The 16,645-nt window shown below is 65.4% G+C and carries 16 protein-coding genes; 10 read left to right on the top strand and 6 right to left on the bottom strand.

Annotated features, from left to right (window positions below; all coding sequences use genetic code 11):
- Positions 1-21 precede the first annotated feature (21 nt).
- The 3 genes from HDIA_RS23140 to HDIA_RS23150 form a co-directional block, all read right to left on the bottom strand.
- A complete protein-coding gene (locus HDIA_RS23140) occupies positions 22-432 on the bottom strand; it encodes a hypothetical protein (protein ID WP_099558350.1) in 411 nt (136 codons plus the stop codon).
- Between the two features lie 99 nt (positions 433-531).
- Positions 532-1,452 carry a sugar kinase gene (locus HDIA_RS23145; protein WP_173796281.1) on the bottom strand — a complete coding sequence of 307 codons (921 nt, stop codon included), beginning with the start codon at positions 1,450-1,452 and terminating at the stop codon, positions 532-534.
- On the bottom strand, positions 1,452-2,153 hold the full coding sequence (locus HDIA_RS23150; protein WP_099558354.1) for a GntR family transcriptional regulator: 702 nt from the start codon (positions 2,151-2,153) through the stop codon (positions 1,452-1,454). The genes HDIA_RS23145 and HDIA_RS23150 overlap by 1 nt, the downstream gene beginning before the upstream one ends.
- A gap of 137 nt (positions 2,154-2,290) precedes the next feature.
- Between HDIA_RS23150 and uxaC the strand changes: the two genes are divergently transcribed.
- The 9 genes from uxaC (at position 2,291) to HDIA_RS23195 (ending at position 11,740) form a co-directional block, all read left to right on the top strand.
- Positions 2,291-3,697, top strand: coding sequence for a glucuronate isomerase (gene uxaC / locus HDIA_RS23155; protein ID WP_099558356.1), 1,407 nt, complete (start codon positions 2,291-2,293; stop codon positions 3,695-3,697).
- Positions 3,698-3,796: 99 nt separating this feature from the next.
- A complete protein-coding gene (locus HDIA_RS23160) occupies positions 3,797-4,780 on the top strand; it encodes a TRAP transporter substrate-binding protein (protein ID WP_099558358.1) in 984 nt (327 codons plus the stop codon).
- Positions 4,781-4,931: 151 nt separating this feature from the next.
- Positions 4,932-5,444: a TRAP transporter small permease gene (locus tag HDIA_RS23165; protein ID WP_099558359.1), complete on the top strand. Its 513-nt coding sequence runs from the start codon at positions 4,932-4,934 to the stop codon at positions 5,442-5,444.
- 5 nt (positions 5,445-5,449) lie between these two features.
- Positions 5,450-6,730, top strand: coding sequence for a TRAP transporter large permease (locus HDIA_RS23170; protein WP_099558361.1), 1,281 nt, complete (start codon positions 5,450-5,452; stop codon positions 6,728-6,730).
- Positions 6,731-6,738: 8 nt separating this feature from the next.
- Positions 6,739-7,053, top strand: a complete 315-nt coding sequence (locus tag HDIA_RS23175; protein WP_099558363.1) for a cupin domain-containing protein — start codon at positions 6,739-6,741, stop codon at positions 7,051-7,053.
- Positions 7,054-7,126: 73 nt separating this feature from the next.
- Positions 7,127-7,951 (top strand): 5-dehydro-4-deoxy-D-glucuronate isomerase, encoded by an 825-nt coding sequence (gene kduI / locus HDIA_RS23180; protein WP_099558365.1) that lies wholly within the window; start codon positions 7,127-7,129, stop codon positions 7,949-7,951.
- Positions 7,948-8,676, top strand: a complete 729-nt coding sequence (gene kduD, locus HDIA_RS23185) for a 2-dehydro-3-deoxy-D-gluconate 5-dehydrogenase KduD (protein WP_099558367.1) — start codon at positions 7,948-7,950, stop codon at positions 8,674-8,676. Before kduI ends, kduD begins: the two co-directional genes overlap by 4 nt.
- Complete coding sequence (locus HDIA_RS23190) at positions 8,654-10,105, top strand: mannitol dehydrogenase family protein (protein WP_099558369.1); 1,452 nt, start codon at positions 8,654-8,656, stop codon at positions 10,103-10,105. Before kduD ends, HDIA_RS23190 begins: the two co-directional genes overlap by 23 nt.
- A 111-nt stretch (positions 10,106-10,216) precedes the next feature.
- Positions 10,217-11,740: a UxaA family hydrolase gene (locus HDIA_RS23195; RefSeq protein ID WP_099558371.1), complete on the top strand. Its 1,524-nt coding sequence runs from the start codon at positions 10,217-10,219 to the stop codon at positions 11,738-11,740.
- Between the two features lie 34 nt (positions 11,741-11,774).
- Here HDIA_RS23195 and HDIA_RS23200 read toward each other — a convergent pair whose 3' ends face one another.
- From HDIA_RS23200 to HDIA_RS23210, 3 genes are all read right to left on the bottom strand, one after another.
- Positions 11,775-12,050 carry a PilZ domain-containing protein gene (locus HDIA_RS23200; RefSeq protein WP_157775795.1) on the bottom strand — a complete coding sequence of 92 codons (276 nt, stop codon included), beginning with the start codon at positions 12,048-12,050 and terminating at the stop codon, positions 11,775-11,777.
- 188 nt (positions 12,051-12,238) lie between these two features.
- On the bottom strand, positions 12,239-13,258 hold the full coding sequence (locus HDIA_RS23205; RefSeq protein ID WP_099558374.1) for an NAD-dependent epimerase: 1,020 nt from the start codon (positions 13,256-13,258) through the stop codon (positions 12,239-12,241).
- A gap of 64 nt (positions 13,259-13,322) precedes the next feature.
- Positions 13,323-14,630, bottom strand: coding sequence for a UDP-glucose dehydrogenase family protein (locus tag HDIA_RS23210; RefSeq protein ID WP_099558376.1), 1,308 nt, complete (start codon positions 14,628-14,630; stop codon positions 13,323-13,325).
- Between the two features lie 461 nt (positions 14,631-15,091).
- On the opposite strand from HDIA_RS23210, the gene HDIA_RS23215 reads away from it, so the two are divergent.
- Positions 15,092-16,615, top strand: coding sequence for a phosphomannomutase/phosphoglucomutase (locus HDIA_RS23215; protein WP_099558377.1), 1,524 nt, complete (start codon positions 15,092-15,094; stop codon positions 16,613-16,615).
- Positions 16,616-16,645 lie beyond the last annotated feature (30 nt).

A 16,645-nucleotide genomic window follows, 5' to 3' on the forward strand; every position in this document is an offset into this window, starting at 1 on the left:
TGTGGGGTCGCCCGAAATGCGCTAGCGCTGCGAGATGACGGCGACGTTGCCCTGACCCTGCTGGACGACGAAGGCCTGGTGGCCGCTGCCGGTCTGGCTGATCGTCGCGGCGTTGAAGAAGCCCGTCTGCGAAATGAGACCGGCGTTCCGCGCGCCATCCTGCATCAGCGTCGCCGCATTCCAGCTCCCATGCTGGTCGATCAGCGACAGATTGCCGTCGCCGTCCGGCGACAGGGTGCTCAGCGATGCGGAGAGTTCCGCAACGCCGGACAGCAGGGCATCGGAGGACGCAATCAGTGTCGAGGATGCCACCTCCCCGGCGGCCGATGGGTCGATCTGGTCGATATAGGCAAGGGTCGAACCCGGGCCGGCTGTCGCCGCACAGGTGGCGGACACAAGCAGGGCAGCGGCGAGAGCAACAGTCTGTTTCATGACGCGAACCTCCAGACTATCTAAACTGGAGGTAGAGTCTTAAGCCCGCGTGTATGGGACTGGTGAATAGCGCCCGACCCGTTCGATCAGCCCGTCCGATCAGCCCGTCACCACCCGCGCGATGTCGACGGGGACCAGCGCGCCCCTCTGGCCGATCACCTGCGCGGCCAGCGCCGTTCCCGACCGGACCGAGACATCGAGATCGCTCCCCTGCAGCCATGCCGCCAGGAAGCCGGCATTGAAGCTGTCGCCTGCGGCGGTCGTGTCTACGACATCCGCGACCGGTTCCACGACACACCAAGAGGTCTTCTCGCCGGAGCGGACCAGAACGTCCTTCCCGCCATCCTTGACCACGACGAGAGAAGCTCCGAGGCCGGCATAGCGCGCGGCTGTCGCCTCCGGGTCGCGGTCTGCGAACCAGCGCGCCTCGTCTTCATAAGACGGCAAAACAAGATCGCTGACGGCGGCGGCGCGCTCGATCCACTCGGTCATTTCGCGCTCCGACGCCCAAAGACGCGGCCTCAGATTCGGATCGAAGGCGACGCATCCGCCGGTCTGCCGATAGTCGGAAAGCGCAGCCAGCAGCCGCTCCCGATCCTCCGGGATCAGGATCGCCAGCGTGATGCCCGAGATGAGAACGCAGTCTGCGTCGGCAAAGGCGGATCGCAGCCAGCCCGCCTCGCGCGCGAATGTTCGTGCCGCGCTGTCGCCGCGCCAGTAGGAAAAGCTGCGCTCGCCGCCGGCAAGCTCGATCAGATAGAGCCCCACCGTCTTGTCGGCGCGGCGCGCGACGTGATCCGTCCCGACGCCGGACGCGGCCATGAAGGCAAGCATCTCATCGGAGACCGCATCGGTGCCGACGGCGGTGAGATAGTCCACCTGCCATTCGGCCGGCAGACAGTGGCGCAGATACCAGCCCGTGTTGAAGCTGTCGCCCGCATAGCCCATGCGAAAGGTGCCCGGCTCGGCCAGCGGGCTCATCTCGACCATGCATTCGCCGGCCGTCACAATACGGGGCATCAGGCTTCGTCTCCGGCAAAAAAGTCGTGGTTGTCCGCGCGGATACGATCGATCTGCTCGCGGATGCGGCTGAGATGCTGCCGCATCGCTTCGGCCGCCTGCAACTCGTCGCGGGCCTTCAGCGCATTGAAGATCGCGACGTGATCGTTGAAGGCCGTCTGCGAGGCAAAGGCGAGCGACAGCATCCGCACCCGGTCCATGTGGCCCTTGTTTTCAAGAATGAGATCCCAGGCGAAGCCGACGCCGGAACGGTCGCAGATTTCCTTGTGGAACCGGTCGTCGAGCTGATGGAAGGCGCTTCGGTCTCCCGCAGCGACCGCGTCCTTCTGCCGCTCCAGCACGCCCCTCAGCACATCGAGATCCGCGTCGGTCAACGACTTGGCGCCCGCCCGAACGGTCTCGACCTCCAGGGCAGTGCGGATGAACCGCGCCTGCATCACTGCTTCGGACGAAATCAGCGTCACGGTCGTCGCGCGCTGCGGACGGATCAGCAGGAAGCCGAGCTTGGAGAGCCGATAGAAGGCATCGCGCACCGGCTGCCGCGAGACACCCATCTGACGGGCGACCTCCACCTCGGAAAGCTTTGCGCCGGGCTTCAGTTCCAGCGAGAGAACCTGCCTGTGCAGCTCGCCAAACACCTGGTCGGCGACCGATGGGCGGTCGACCTGGCGCAGGACCGGGAGCTGAAGACTGTCCGACATTGGGGCCTCTCGTTGACTGTCATTGGATACTAGCATATTAGATTATCAGATCGGCGCAAGATCGATCGGGGACCGGCACTTGCCGGCAGCAAGCAATAACAGAACCGGCCGCTTCGGTTGGGGAGGAAAATCCGGCAATGGCGCTCTTGAGGGACGACAGGCTTTTTCCGACGGACGACCGCGCCCGGCCAGTCGCCGAAGCGCTCTACGCCAGCGTGAAGTCCCTGCCGATCCTCAGCCCCCACGGGCACACCGATCCCCGCTGGTTTGCCGAAAACGAGCCCTTCCCCGATCCGGCCCAGCTCTTCGTCACGCCCGACCACTATGTCTTCCGCATGCTGCATTCGCAGGGTGTGCCCCTTGAGGCCCTCGGCGTGCCGCGCGTCGACGGCGGTCCGACCGAAACGGACGGACGCAAGATCTGGCGTCTCTTTGCCGACCACTATCATCTCTTCCGGGCAACGCCCTCGCGGCTCTGGCTCGACCATGCCTTCCAGGACGTTTTCGGGTTCGATGTGCGCCTTGGACCGAAGACGGCCGACCTCTACTACGATCATATCGCCGACTGTCTCGCGCGCGACGACTTCCGCCCCCGCGCCCTCTTCGAACGCTTCGGCATCGAGGCGATCAGCACCACCGAGGGCGCTCTCGACGAGCTGAAGTGGCACCGGATGATCCGCGACAGCGGCTGGAAGGGCCGTGTGATCACCGCCTATCGGCCCGACAGCGTCGTCGACCCGGAATTCGAGGGCTTTGCATCGAATGTCGAGGCCTTCGGCTCGCTCGCCGGCGTCGATGCGACCACCTGGGCCGGCTATCTGGAAGCCCATCGCATCCGGCGCGCCACCTTCAAGTCCTTCGGTGCGACCTCCACCGACCATGGCCACCCGACCGCCCGCACCGAAAATCTCGGCACTGCCGAGGCGGTCGCCCTCTTCGACAAGGCGCTGACGGGCCGCTGCTCGCCGGAGGAGGCCGATGCCTTCCGCGGCCAGATGCTCACCGAAATGGCGCGCATGAGCCTTGAAGACGGACTGGTGATGCAGATCCACCCCGGCGCTATGCGCAACCACAGCGGTCCGATACTGGCCGCTTTCGGCCGCGACAAGGGCTATGACGTGCCGACCCGCACCGACTACGTCCGCGCGCTGAAGCCACTTCTCGACGCAGTGGGTGAACGGTCCGACCTCACTGTCATCCTCTTCACCCTCGACGAGACCGCCTACGCCCGCGAACTCGCTCCGCTCGCCGGCGTCTATCCGGCGCTGAAACTCGGGCCCGCCTGGTGGTTCTACGACAGCGTCGAGGGCATGCGGCGCTACCGCGAAATGACCACGGAAACCGCCGGCTTCTACAACACCGTCGGCTTCAATGACGACACCCGCGCCTTCTGTTCGATCCCGGCCAGGCACGATGTCGCCCGGCGGGTCGACTGCGGTTACCTCGCCACGCTGGTCGCCGACGGGCGGCTCGACGAGGACGAGGCGTTCGAGGTCGCAAGCGACCTCGCCTACGGATTGGCCAAGAAGGCCTACCGCCTCTAGGGGCCAAGGCTTCGGAAGCAACCGAAGCGCCGACAAAAAGCTGGATCGGGGCAGCTCGCCGCTCCGGTCCCGGCAAATCCAAAGGGAGGAAACAAGACGATGAACAATATTCTGAAGACGGCGATCTTTGCGCTGCTCGCCGGCGCCGCCATGACTGTGACCGCTTCCGCCTGCGAACGCACCCTGCGCTCGTCCGACACCCATCCCGACGGCTATCCGACCGTCGAGGCGGTGAAGGCCATGGGCAAGATGCTGGAGGAAAAGACTGGCGGAAAGCTCTGCATCGAGGTCTTCTTCGGCGCCCAGCTCGGCGAGGAAAAAGACTCCATCGAGCAGACCCAGTTCGGCGTCATCGACATGGACCGCGTCTCGCTCGGGCCGTTCAACAACATCGTGCCCGAGACGCAAATCCCATCCCTGCCCTACATCTTCCGCTCCGTCGAGCACATGCACCACGTCATGGACGGACCGATCGGCCAGGAAATCCTCGATGCCTTCCAGCCGCACGATCTGGTCGGTCTCGCCTTCTACGACGGCGGTTCGCGCAGCTTCTACAACAGCCAGCGCCCGATCACGTCGATGGACGACCTCAAGGGCATGAAGTTCCGCGTCATGCAGTCCGACATGTTCGTCGACATGGTGTCGGCGCTCGGTGCCAACGCGACCCCGATGCCCTATGGCGAGGTCTATTCGGCGATCCAGACCGGCGTCATCGACGGCGCGGAGAACAACTGGCCGAGCTACGACACCTCCGGACACTATGAGGTGGCGAAGTACTACACGCTCGACCAGCACCTGATCGTGCCGGAAGTCCTCGTGATGTCGAAGAAGACCTGGGACAGCCTCACCCCCGAAGAGCAGCAGGCCGTGCGCGACAGCGCCAGGGCCAGCGTGCCGGTGATGCGCGACCTCTGGGACAAGCAGGAAGCCGAATCCGAGGCCAAGATCGAGGCCTCCGGCGTCAAGGTCGTCAAGGACATCGACAAGACCCCGTTCATCGAGGCGATGAAGCCCGTCTACGACAAGTATGTCACCTCGGACAAGCTCAAGGACATGGTCAAGCGGATCCAGGCGACCGAGTGATCCAGGCGAACGGTCCCGGCCCCCGCAATGGGGCCGGGACCCGCCGGAGCATGAGGGCTTCGCACGAACCCGGCTGAACGAGGACGCCATGCCCCAGATTCGACAGCGGACGGACTATGCCCGAGCGCGGGAGACGACGTTGCGTGACCACATGGCCAAGGCGGCAAGGCTGACCGGCCTTATTGCCAATCTGGCGCTCTGGGTGTCGGGCATCTGCCTCGTCGCCATGACGGGCGCCATCGCCGCCCAGGTCTTCTGGCGCTATGTGCTCAACTCCAGCCTGATCTGGACCGAACCCGGCTCCGTGATGATCATGGGCTGGTTCATCTTTCTCGGTGCCGCCGTGGGTATCCGCGAGGGCTACCACCTCTCCTTCGACGTGCTTCTCTATGTCCTGCCCGACAGCGCCAAGCCCTGGCTCCATTCGCTGTCGGATCTGGCGGTCAGCATCTTCGGCTTCGGCATGGTGCGCTACGGCAGCGAGCTTGCGATCAATGCTGCGAAGACGACCGTGCCATCTCTCGGCATCTCCGGCGCCTTCGATTTCGTGGCACTGACGCTCGGCGGCGTTCTCGTCGTGCTGTTCTCGCTGGAGCGGATCCTGCGCCGGCTTGCCGGACTTCCAACCGCCCGCTTCGGCGAGCCCGAACCGGTCGAGGAATAGGCACCATGGACCTCTGGATTCTCTTCGGCAGCTTCGTCTTCCTGCTGGCAATCGGCACGCCCGTGGCCTTCTGCCTCGGCATCTCCTCCTTCGCGACGATCCTCTACCTCGGCCTGCCGCCGGTGGTCGTCTTCCAGCGCCTCAATTCCGGCGTTTCGGTCTTCGCGCTGATGGCCATCCCCTTCTTCATCTATGCCGGCGACCTGATGGTGCGCGGCGACATCGCCCGCCGCCTCGTGGCCCTTGCCGGCGCCATGGTCGGGCACATGCGCGGCGGCCTCGGCCAGGTCAACATCATGGCCTCGGTCATGTTCGGCGGCGTGTCCGGCTCGGCCGCGGCCGACGCCAGCGCCGTCGGCGGCCTGATGGTGCCGCAGATGAAGGAACGCGGCTATGCGGTCGACTATGCGGTCAACATCACCGTCGTCGCCTCGATCATCGCGCTGATGATCCCGCCCAGCCACAACATGATCATCTATTCGATCGCCGCGGGCGGGCGGATTTCCATCGCCGACCTCTTCACGGCGGGCATCGTCCCGGGCTTCATCCTTGCCCTGTCGCTGATGGTCGCCGCCTGGTTCGTCGCCAGACGCCGGGGCTATCCAACGGAAGCATTCCCGGGCTTTTCCGCCCTCGGCGGCCTTTTCCTCAACGCCGTGCCGGGCCTGATCCTGATCGCCATCATCTTCGGCGGCGTGCGCTCGGGCATCTTCACCGCCTCCGAATCCTCCAACATCGCGGTCGTCTACGCCCTTCTCGTCACCTTCCTGATCTACCGGACGCTCTCGTGGCACGATTTCGTCGAGGCCACCAAGGCGGCTGTCCGCACGACGGCGATGGTGCTGATGGTGATCGGCTGCGCGGCCTCCTTCGGCTGGCTCCTTGCCTATCTCCGCGTCCCGACGGCCATGGTCGCCCTCTTGAAGGAGATCTCGGACGATCCGCTGATCATCCTCCTGCTCATCAACGTGACGCTGCTCATCCTCGGCACCTTCATGGACATGTCGCCGCTGATCGTCATCACGACGCCGATCTTCCTGCCCGTCGCCACGGCCTTCGGCGTCGATCCGGTGCATTTCGGCGTGATCCTCATCCTCAACCTCGGCATCGGGCTGTGCACCCCGCCCGTCGGCGCCGTCCTTTTCGTCGGCTGCGCGGTCGGCAAAATCCCCATCTGGCAGGCCATGCGAACGATCTGGCCCTTCTACGGTGCCGCCTTCGCGACCCTGATGCTGGTCACCTACATTCCGCAGCTTTCACTCTGGCTGCCCTCGCTCTTCCATTGAGGCAACGCATGGTCGTCAAATCCTTCCCGGCGGTTCCCGCCGATCCGGGCGTCACCCGGCAGGTGCTGTCCGAAAGCCCCGAGCTGATGGTGGTGTCCTTCACCTTCGAGGAAGGCGCTCAAGGCAAGCGGCACAACCACCCCCATGTCCAGTCGACCTATGTCGAAAGCGGCCGTTTCCGCTTCGAGATCGACGGCGAGACCTTCGAGATCGGCCCAGGCGACAGCTTCGTCATCCCCTCGCTGGCGATGCACGGCTGCGCCTGCCTGAAGCCAGGCCGCCTGATCGACACCTTCACGCCGCGCCGCGACGATTTCCTCTGACCCGCCTCGGGCAAGGCCGAAGACACCGACGGCTGCCGCTCGCGGATTGAACCGACATGCGAAAGGACCAGCGATGCTGAGCGTCGAGACCCGCCACGCCATTGACCCACAAGCCGCCGAGGCGATGGACACGGCGGCGCTGCGCCGGAATTTCCACGTCGGCGGCCTCTTCACCGATGGCGAGATCCGCCTCTGCTACACCCATTACGACCGCATGATCGTCGGTGGCGCGGTGCCGGCGGGCGGTTCGCTGACCCTCGACCATGTCAAGGAATGCGGCACCGCCAGCATTCTCGACCGGCGCGAGATGGCCGTCGTCAACATCGGCGATGCCGGCACGGTCGCAGCAGGAGGCGAGACCTACACGCTGGAAAAGGGCGACGTGCTCTATCTGCCGCGCGGCGCAGGTCCCGTCACCTTTTCCGGCAACGGCCGTTTCTACATCCTCTCCTCGCCCGCCCATCAGGCCCACCCGGCGCGGCTCCTGAAGATCGGCGACGCCAACCAGCTGAAACTCGGCTCGGCGGAAACGTCCAACGAGCGCACGATCTACCAGTTCCTCGTGCCGGAGGTCGTTCCCACCTGCCAGCTCGTCGTCGGCTACACCCAGTTCGCACCGGGCTCGGTCTGGAACACGATGCCGGCCCACGTCCACGACCGGCGCATGGAGGCCTATCTCTATTTCGACCTCGCGCCAGATGCCCGTGTCTTCCACTTCATGGGCCGGCCGGAAGAGACCCGTCACATCGTGATGAAGAACGAGGAAGCCGTGCTCTCGCCGCCCTGGTCGATCCACTGCGGCGCCGGCACCGGGGCCTACACCTTCATCTGGGCCATGGCTGGCGACAACGCCGACTACCGCGACATGGACATGGTCGCCATGGAGGACCTCAAGTGAGGCTGTTTTCGCTGGAAGGACGCAAGGCCCTCGTCACCGGCGCCAACGCGGGCATAGGGCAGGCGATTGCCGTCGCGCTCGCGGAAGCCGGAGCGAGCGTGACCCTTGCCGGCCGCACCCCCGCGACCGAGACGCTGGCGATGATCCCCGGCGCGACGGACCTGCGTCTCGATTTCTCCGACCCGATGGCGGCAAAGGACGTTTTCGGCAGCGCCGGCTACGATATCCTCGTCAACAACGCCGGCATCATCCGCCGCGCCGACAGCCTCGATTTTTCCGAGGACGACTGGGACGCGGTGATGGACGTGAATCTCAAGTCCGTCTTCTTCACCTGCCAGGCCTTCGCCCACGAACTTGCGGCGAAGGAGAAAGGCGGCGCCATCGTCAACATCGCCTCGCTGCTCTCCTTCCAGGGCGGCATCCGCGTGCCGTCCTATACCGCGTCCAAGCACGGCGTTGCGGGCCTGACCAAATTGCTCGCCAACGAATGGGCGTCCAGGGGCATCAACGTCAACGCCGTCGCGCCGGGCTATATCGAGACCAACAACACGGCCGCGCTCCGCGCCGATCCGGACCGCTCGAAGGCAATCCTCGACCGCATTCCCGCGGGCCGCTGGGGCGCGCCGGAAGACATTGCCGGCAGCGTCGTCTATCTCTGCTCGCCGGCCGCCGCCTATGTGCACGGCGCGATCCTCAACGTCGATGGAGGCTGGCTTGCCCGCTGAGCGCCTTTCCCGCAGCACCGCACCGCGCCCCGGCGTCGGCATCGTCCATCTCGGCCTTGGCGCCTTTTTCCGTGCCCACGGTGCGATCTATGTTACCGAGGCCATGGCCGCCTCGGGCGGTGACTGGGGCATTGTCGGCGTGTCGCTGAAAAGCCCGACCATGCGCGACGCCCTGAAGCCGCAAGGCTGCGCCTATACGGCCGTTGAACTCGGCCCGAGCGGCGAGACGGCGCAAACGATTGAGGTCATCGAGGACGTTCTCGTGGCCCGCGAGGACCCTGAAGCCGTGCTCGACCTGATGGCCGATCCGCGCATCCGCATCGTCACGCTGACGGTGACGGAAAAGGGCTACTGCCACGAGCCCGCCACCGGCGCGCTCAACCTCGCTCATCCCGATATCGTCCACGACATCGCCGAGCCGCTGCCGGTCTCCGCGCCGGGATTCCTCGTTCGCGCGCTGCAGCGTCGCAAGAAGGCGGGTCATCGTCCCTTCACGGTGCTGACCTGCGACAACCTGCCGGAAAACGGCCGTGTCGTCCGTGGCGTCGTTCTGGCTCTCGCCCGTGCCATCGATCCCGGACTTGCCGACTGGATTGAACGCGAAGGCCGTTTTCCCTCCACCATGGTCGACCGCATCGTACCGGCGACCACCGACGCCGATATAGCCCGCGTCGAGCAGCTCACCGGCCGGCATGACGCGCTGCCCGTTCTGCACGAGCCTTTCCGGCAATGGGTGGTGGAAGATAATTTCGTTGACGGCGCGCGCCCTGATCTGGCGGCCGCAGGCGTGGAACTGGTCGAGGATGTGACGCCCTTCGAGCACATGAAGCTCCGGATGCTCAACGGCACCCATTCCTCGCTCGCCTATCTCGGCTACCTCGCCGGCCACGAGACCATCTCGGAGACTGTCGCCGACCCGGCCTTTGCCGCATATGTCAAAGGCCTCTGGCGCGACGAAATCATCCCGGCGCTCGAAGCCCCGCCCGGCGTCGATCTTGCCGCCTACGCGGACGCGCTCTTTAAGCGTTACGCCAACCCGGCCATCCGCCACCGCACCTGGCAGATCGCCATGGACGGCAGCCAGAAACTACCGCAGCGCATTCTGGGAACCCTCGCAACCAACCTCGACGCTGGCCGGCCGAGCCCCGGCCTCTGCCTCGCCGTTGCCGCGTGGATGCGCTATGTCGGTGGCACCGACGAAAAGGGCGAGCCCATCGACGTGCGCGACCCACTTGCCGCACGGCTGAAGGCACTCTGTGATGCGACCGATGACCCGGACACACGCGTCCGCTCGCTTCTGGCCGTGGAGGACGTCTTTCCGCCGGCGCTCGCCGACCGGCTGGCTGGACCGATCATTGCCGCCTACCGCAAATTGCGGGCGGTGGGAGCGCGCGGCGCCCTGCTGGAACTGACCGGCGTCGCATCCTGACCCGCGGCCGGGGGCGGCCAACCGGATGAACGGCCCTGTTCGTGGAAACGCCGCCCTGTCGGCGCGCGGCCTGCGCGTGGACGCGAAGACGGATAACAAGAAAGCACACGCATGCCTGAACCGCTGGTACTCAACGAGCGCGATTCGGTGGCGATCCTCACCGAGGGCGCAGCAGAAGGCGCCGACCCGCTCGGGATCGGCAAGCCCCTCGCGGGCCCTGTCAACGCAGGCCACAAACTCGCCCGGCGCCCCATCGCCGCCGGGGAACCGATCCTGAAGTTCGGCCAGATCATCGGCACGGCAAGCACGGATATTGCCGCCGGCGAACACGTCCATACCCACAACTGCGCCTTCTCCGGCCACGATCAGAACTATGCCATTGGCATCGGCCTCGATGCGGCGCGCGCGGCGATCCCCAGGATTTCGCCTGCGACCTTCCAGGGTTACCGCCGGGCGGACGGCGGCGTCGGCACGCGCAACTACATCGCCCTTGTCGCCACGGTGAACTGCTCGGCGACGGTGATCCGGAAGGCGGCCGCCGAAATCGAGGCATCGGGACTTCTGGCCGGCCATGAGAATGTCGACGGCATCATCGCCCTTGCCCACGGCACCGGATGCGGCCTGGCGGCCGAAGGACCGGGGTTCGACCTTCTCGACCGCGTCCTCTGGGGCCACGCGACGCACCCGAACGTCGGCGCCACGGTCTTCGTCGGCCTCGGCTGCGAGGTGATGCAGGTCGCCCGCATGCAGCGTCGCTTCGGCGCGTCGGGCAACGAGCGCTTCCATGCCCTCACGATCCAGGACACCGGCGGCACGCGGGCGACGATCGAGGCCATCAAGGCCCATGTCGCCACCATCCTGCCGGAGGTGAATCGCGCAAGACGCGAGCCCTGTCCGGCGTCCGCCCTGCGCGTCGGGCTGCAATGCGGCGGCTCGGACGGCTTCTCCTCCATCACCGCCAACCCCGCCCTCGGCGTCGCCTCGGACCTCCTCGTCGGCATGGGCGGCACGGCGATTCTCTCCGAGACCCCGGAGATCTACGGCGCCGAACAGCTCCTTCTGCGCCGCGCGGTCGATGCCGGCGTCGCCGAAAGGCTTCAGGCGGTGATCCGCTGGTGGGAGGACTACACCGCCACCAACGGCGGCTCGATGGACAACAATCCATCGCCCGGAAACAAGCAGGGCGGCATCACGACCATTCTGGAGAAGTCACTCGGCGCCGCCATGAAAGGCGGTATCACGCCGCTCACCGCCGTCTACGACTATGCCGAACCCGTCCGGGTGCCGGGGCTCGTCTTCATGGATACGCCCGGCTACGATCCTGTGTCGGCGACGGGCCAGATCGCAGGCGGCGCACAGATCATCGTCTTCACGACGGGCCGCGGATCGGCCTTCGGCTCCAAGCCGGCGCCGACAATCAAGCTTGCCACCTCCGACCGCCTCTATGCCGCCATGCCCGACGACATGGACATCAACTGCGGCGACATCGTCTCGGCCGGCGTCAGCCTGCAGGACAAGGGACGGGACATTCTGGAGGCGATTCTGGCAACGGCCTCAGGGGCTTCGACCAAGTCGGAAATGCTCGGCCTCGGCGACAACGAATTCGTTCCCTGGCAGATCGGCGCGGTCATGTGACCGTCGCTAAGCCGGCGAAAGATCACATCGCCCTTCAGATCTCGGCGACGTCCGCCGACGGCTTGAAGAAGGACAGGCCGATCTCCTTCGCGTTCTTCCAGATCACCCAGGCCGACCGTGGCATCGTCTGGCCCACCACGTGAAGCTGGACCTCGTAACCGAAGACAGTTGGGTTGCCGTGCTGAATCCGGCATCCGTAGGGGCTGACATCGACGATCTTGCAGGCGTATCCCCGGCTGCCGACATAGGCAAAGGCGCTCATCCGAACGGGAACGCGCCGCGCCCGCCTGCGCTCCTTTGAAGATTGCAATGTCTGCGTATCCATGGTTGCCGGCGACCCTCCACGCCTTTCATTTGCTGTCAGTTTGCATGATGTCAAAATGCCGCGATAGACAAACAACCTGTGACTGAATCGATTAGTAGCACACCAATCGGGCACCGAAGCCCGAATTCACGCGCCTGTCAGGCTGGACCCAACCGGCAACGGCCGGCACTGCGTCACGGACCGACAGCGATCCGATAATCCCGGTACCAGTCGACAAAGGCCGCAACGCCGTCGGCAACCCGGGTCTCGGGGCAATAGCCCGTCAGCGCCTTCAGAAGGTCGGCCGAGGCATAGGTACGCGGCACGTCACCCGGCTGCATCGGCAGCATCTTGCGGATGGCCGGCCTGCCGACGGCGGCTTCCACCGTCTCCACGAAGGTCATCAGGCCCACCGGTTGCCCGCCGCCGATATTGACGACCCGGAACGGGGCATGGCGCGACAGCGTGTCGATGCCGGCGGGCTCCGCGACGCGGTTCTCCTCCGCCGGCGGGATCGCGATCAACCGCACGATCCCTTCGACGAGGTCGTCGATATAGGTGAAGTCGCGGCTCATCTGGCCTTCACCGTAGATCTCGATCGGCCGGTCGTTCTCGATTGCCTCGACGAACTTGAACAGCGCCATGTCCGGACGGCCCCACGGACCGTAGACGGTGAAGAAGCGGAAAGCGGTGGTCGGAATGTCGTAGAGATGGGCGTAGGAGTGCGCCATCACCTCCATCGATTTCTTCGTCGCCGCATAGATCGTCATCGGCTCGTCGGTCTTGTCGGTCTCGGCGAAGGGCACCTTCTCGTTGGCGCCGTAGATCGACGAGGTCGAGGCAAGCAGCAGGTGCTTCACGCCCGCCTGCTTGGCAACCTCAAGAATGTTCCAGGAGCCGACGACGTTGGCGTCCACATAGGCCTTGGGATTCTCCAGGCTGTAGCGCACGCCGGCCTGGGCGGCGAGATGGACGATCACCTCAGGCTCGGCAAGCTCCGCCGCCCGGGTGAGGGCGTCGGCGTCCTCCAGCATGCCGATGACCGGGCGAAACCCGTTCGACCGGGCAAGCACTGCGTGGCGCGCCTCTTTCAGCCGCGGATCGTAATAGGGCGTCATGCCGTCGAAACCGACGACGAAATGACCCTCGTCCAGGAGACGGCGGGCAAGGTGAAAGCCGATGAACCCGGCGGTTCCTGTGATCAGGTAGCGCATGCGCCCTTGACTCCTGACGGGTGGACGAAGGCCGGATCAGCCCGGACAGGCAGCGGGTGCGGCCTCAACGGCCACGGCCGACGCCGACATAGGAAAAGCCGTGCTTGCGGACCTCGTCCTCGCTGTAGACATTGCGCAGATCGACGAGAACCGGCGCCGCCATCACATCGCCGAGCCGGCGGAAATCGAGCGCCCGGAAGGCATCCCATTCGGTGACGATCACCAGCGCGTCGGCGCCTTCCGCGATGTCGTAGGCGCTCTGCCCGTAGGCGACGTCGGCGAGGAGTTCCCTCGCCGCCTCCATGCCTTCCGGATCGTAGGCCCGGATCTTCGCACCCGCGTCCTGCAACGCCTGGATGACCGAAAGCGAGGGCGCCTCGCGCATGTCGTCGGTGTTCGGCTTGAAGGTGAGGCCCAGGATCGCGATCGTCTTGCCGCGCACGTCTCCGCCGCAGGCCGCGATCACCTTGCGCGCCATCGCCCGCTTGCGCGTGTCGTTGACCGCCACGGTCGTCTCGATCAGCCGCACCGGGGTGGCGTTGTCCTGCGCCGTCTTGACGAGGGCGAGCGTGTCCTTGGGAAAGCAGGAGCCGCCGTAGCCCGGTCCCGCGTGCAGGAATTTCGACCCGATGCGCCCGTCAAGGCCGATGCCGCGCGCCACCTCCTGCACGTTGGCGCCAACCGCCTCGCACAGATCGGCGATCTCGTTGATGAAGGTGATCTTCATCGCCAGGAACGCGTTGCCGGCGTATTTGATCAGCTCCGAGGTGCGCCGCGAGGTGAAGAGCAGCGGCGACTGGTTGATGTAGAGCGGCCGGTAGACCTCGCTCATCACATCCCGCGCGCGTTCGTCCTCAAGCCCGACGACGATGCGGTCGGGCCGCTTGAAATCGCTGATCGCGGCGCCCTCGCGCAGGAATTCCGGATTGGACACGACCGCCACGTCGGCGTCGGGGTTCTCCTCGCGGATGATCCGCTCCACCTCGTCGCCGGTCCCGACCGGCACGGTGGACTTGGTGACCACGACGGTGAAGCCCTTGACCGAGCGGGCGATTTCTCGCGCGGCCGCATAGACATAGGAAAGGTCGGCATGCCCGTCGCCGCGCCGCGAGGGCGTGCCGACGGCGATGAAGACCACGTCGGCCTTGGACACCGGTTCGGCAAGGTCGGTCGTGAAGGACAGCCGCCCAGCCTTCGTGTTGCTGGCGACAAGTTGGTCGAGGCCCGGCTCGTAAATCGGGATAATGCCCTTCTTCAGCGCCTCGATCTTGGCCTCGGCCTTGTCGATGCAGACGACCTGATGCCCGAAATCGGCGAAACAGGCGCCCGAAACAAGCCCCACGTAGCCGGAACCAATCATCGCGATATGCATATGCCGTTACCTGTCACCAATCTCGTTCGTGCAGCGCGCCGGCGCATCCGGCGCGTTCGGCCCCGGACGATTCCTTTGCCCGCGTACCAATGCCATGCCAAGCTTGCGCTGCCAATTTATGACGGCCTGGCGAAAATCGGCCGGCGCCGCCGGTCTCCGTGACATGCGGCGAGGAAACGGCATAGACCGCCGCAGCGCCGAGCGCAATGCGCCTCCGTCCGGCCGGCCTGCAACGACGTCGGCCGAGCAGCCGAATCGCACGGGCGCCTGCCCGCCGGCCAGCACCTTCCCCCTGTCCCGGAGGAAGGACGCCGCCAAGGCGCGGCCCGCCTCTTCTCGTCCCTCCGGCAAAGGCCGGGCTTTCCTTTGGCGTTAACAAAAACCCAATTCTTGCATTGAAAAAAATATGCCGATGACGAATTGTTGCCGCGCTTATTTGCTGATTTTTATCCAGAGGCCACATGACATTTCCAGCCCCCAAGTCTGATATTCTGCCGAACACTCTTGCCTTCGAGACCTTGCCGCTGGTGAAGCCGACGGGCTTTCGCGAATATGACGCGCGCTGGTGGTTTGGCCATCCGGGCTCCGACAAGGCGCCGGAGCTGAACCTGATGGGCGTCCAGGCCCTCGGCATGGGCCTTGGAACCTTTCTGCATGAAAGGGGCATCCGGCCGGAGATCGTCACGGGGCATGATTTCCGCGGCTATTCCTCGTCGATCAAGATTGCGCTCACCCAGGGCCTGATGGCCACGGGCGTCACCGTGCACGACATCGGCCTCGCGCTCTCGCCCATGGCCTATTTCGCCCAGTTCGCGCTCGACGTTCCCGCCGTCGCCATGGTCACCGCCAGCCACAACGACAACGGCTGGACCGGCGTCAAGATGGGCTGCGACAAGCCTGTGACCTTCGGTCCGGAGGAAATGTCGCGCCTGAAAGAGATCGTCCTGTCCGGCGCCTACCGCCTGGCGCCCGGCGGCGGCTACCGTTTCGTGGAGGATTTCTTCTCCACTTACATGAAGGAACTCACCGAAGGCCGGACCCTTTCGCGCAAGCTCAGGGTCGTCTGCGCCTGCGGTAACGGCACCGCCGGCGCCTTCGCGCCGCAGGTGCTGGAAGCGATCGGCGCCGAGGTCATCCCGCTCGACATCGAGCTCGACCACACCTTCCCGAACTACAATCCGAACCCGGAAGACATGGAGATGCTCCATGCCATCGCCGCCAAGGTGAAGGAGACGGGGGCGGATGTCGGCCTCGGCTTCGACGGCGACGGCGACCGCTGCGGCGTCGTCGACAATGAGGGTAACGAGATCTTCGCCGACAAGATCGGCGTCATGCTCGCCCGCGACCTCTCCGGTCTTCATCCGAATGCGCAGTTCGTGGTCGACGTGAAGTCCACCGGCCTGTTCATGACCGACCCGGTTCTGAAGGAGCGCGGCGTCGCGACGGACTACTACAAGACCGGCCATTCCTACATCAAGCGCCGGGTCCGCGACCTCCAGGCGCTTGCCGGCTTCGAGAAATCCGGCCACTTCTTCTTCAACGCGCCTGTCGGGCGCGGCTACGACGACGGTCTCGTCACCGGCATTGCCGTGCTGGAAATGCTGGCGCGCAATCCGGAAAAGTCGATGGCCGATCTCTACCGCGACCTGCCGGTGACCCATGGCTCGCCCACCATGTCGCCCCATTGCCCCGATGAGGTGAAATACGGCGTCATCGAAAAGGTGACCGCCCGCTTCACCGCCATGAAGGAACAGGGCGAAACGCTCGCCGGCGCCGCGATCGAGAGCCTCGTGACGGTCAACGGCGTGCGCGTCACCACCGGCGATGGCACCTGGGGTCTCGTTCGCGCCTCCTCCAACAAGCCCGAACTCGTCGTGGTCGTGGAGAGCCCGGTCTCAAAGGAGCGGCTCCATGCCATGTTCAAGGCGGTCGACACGGTTCTCCGCGAGAACCCGGAAGTCGGCGCCTACAACCAGACCATTTGACCGGCACCCGAAACGGCCCCCAGCTTTCAA

This window comes from Hartmannibacter diazotrophicus, assembly GCF_900231165.1.
In the GTDB taxonomy this organism is placed as follows: Bacteria; Pseudomonadota; Alphaproteobacteria; order Rhizobiales; family Pleomorphomonadaceae; genus Hartmannibacter; species Hartmannibacter diazotrophicus.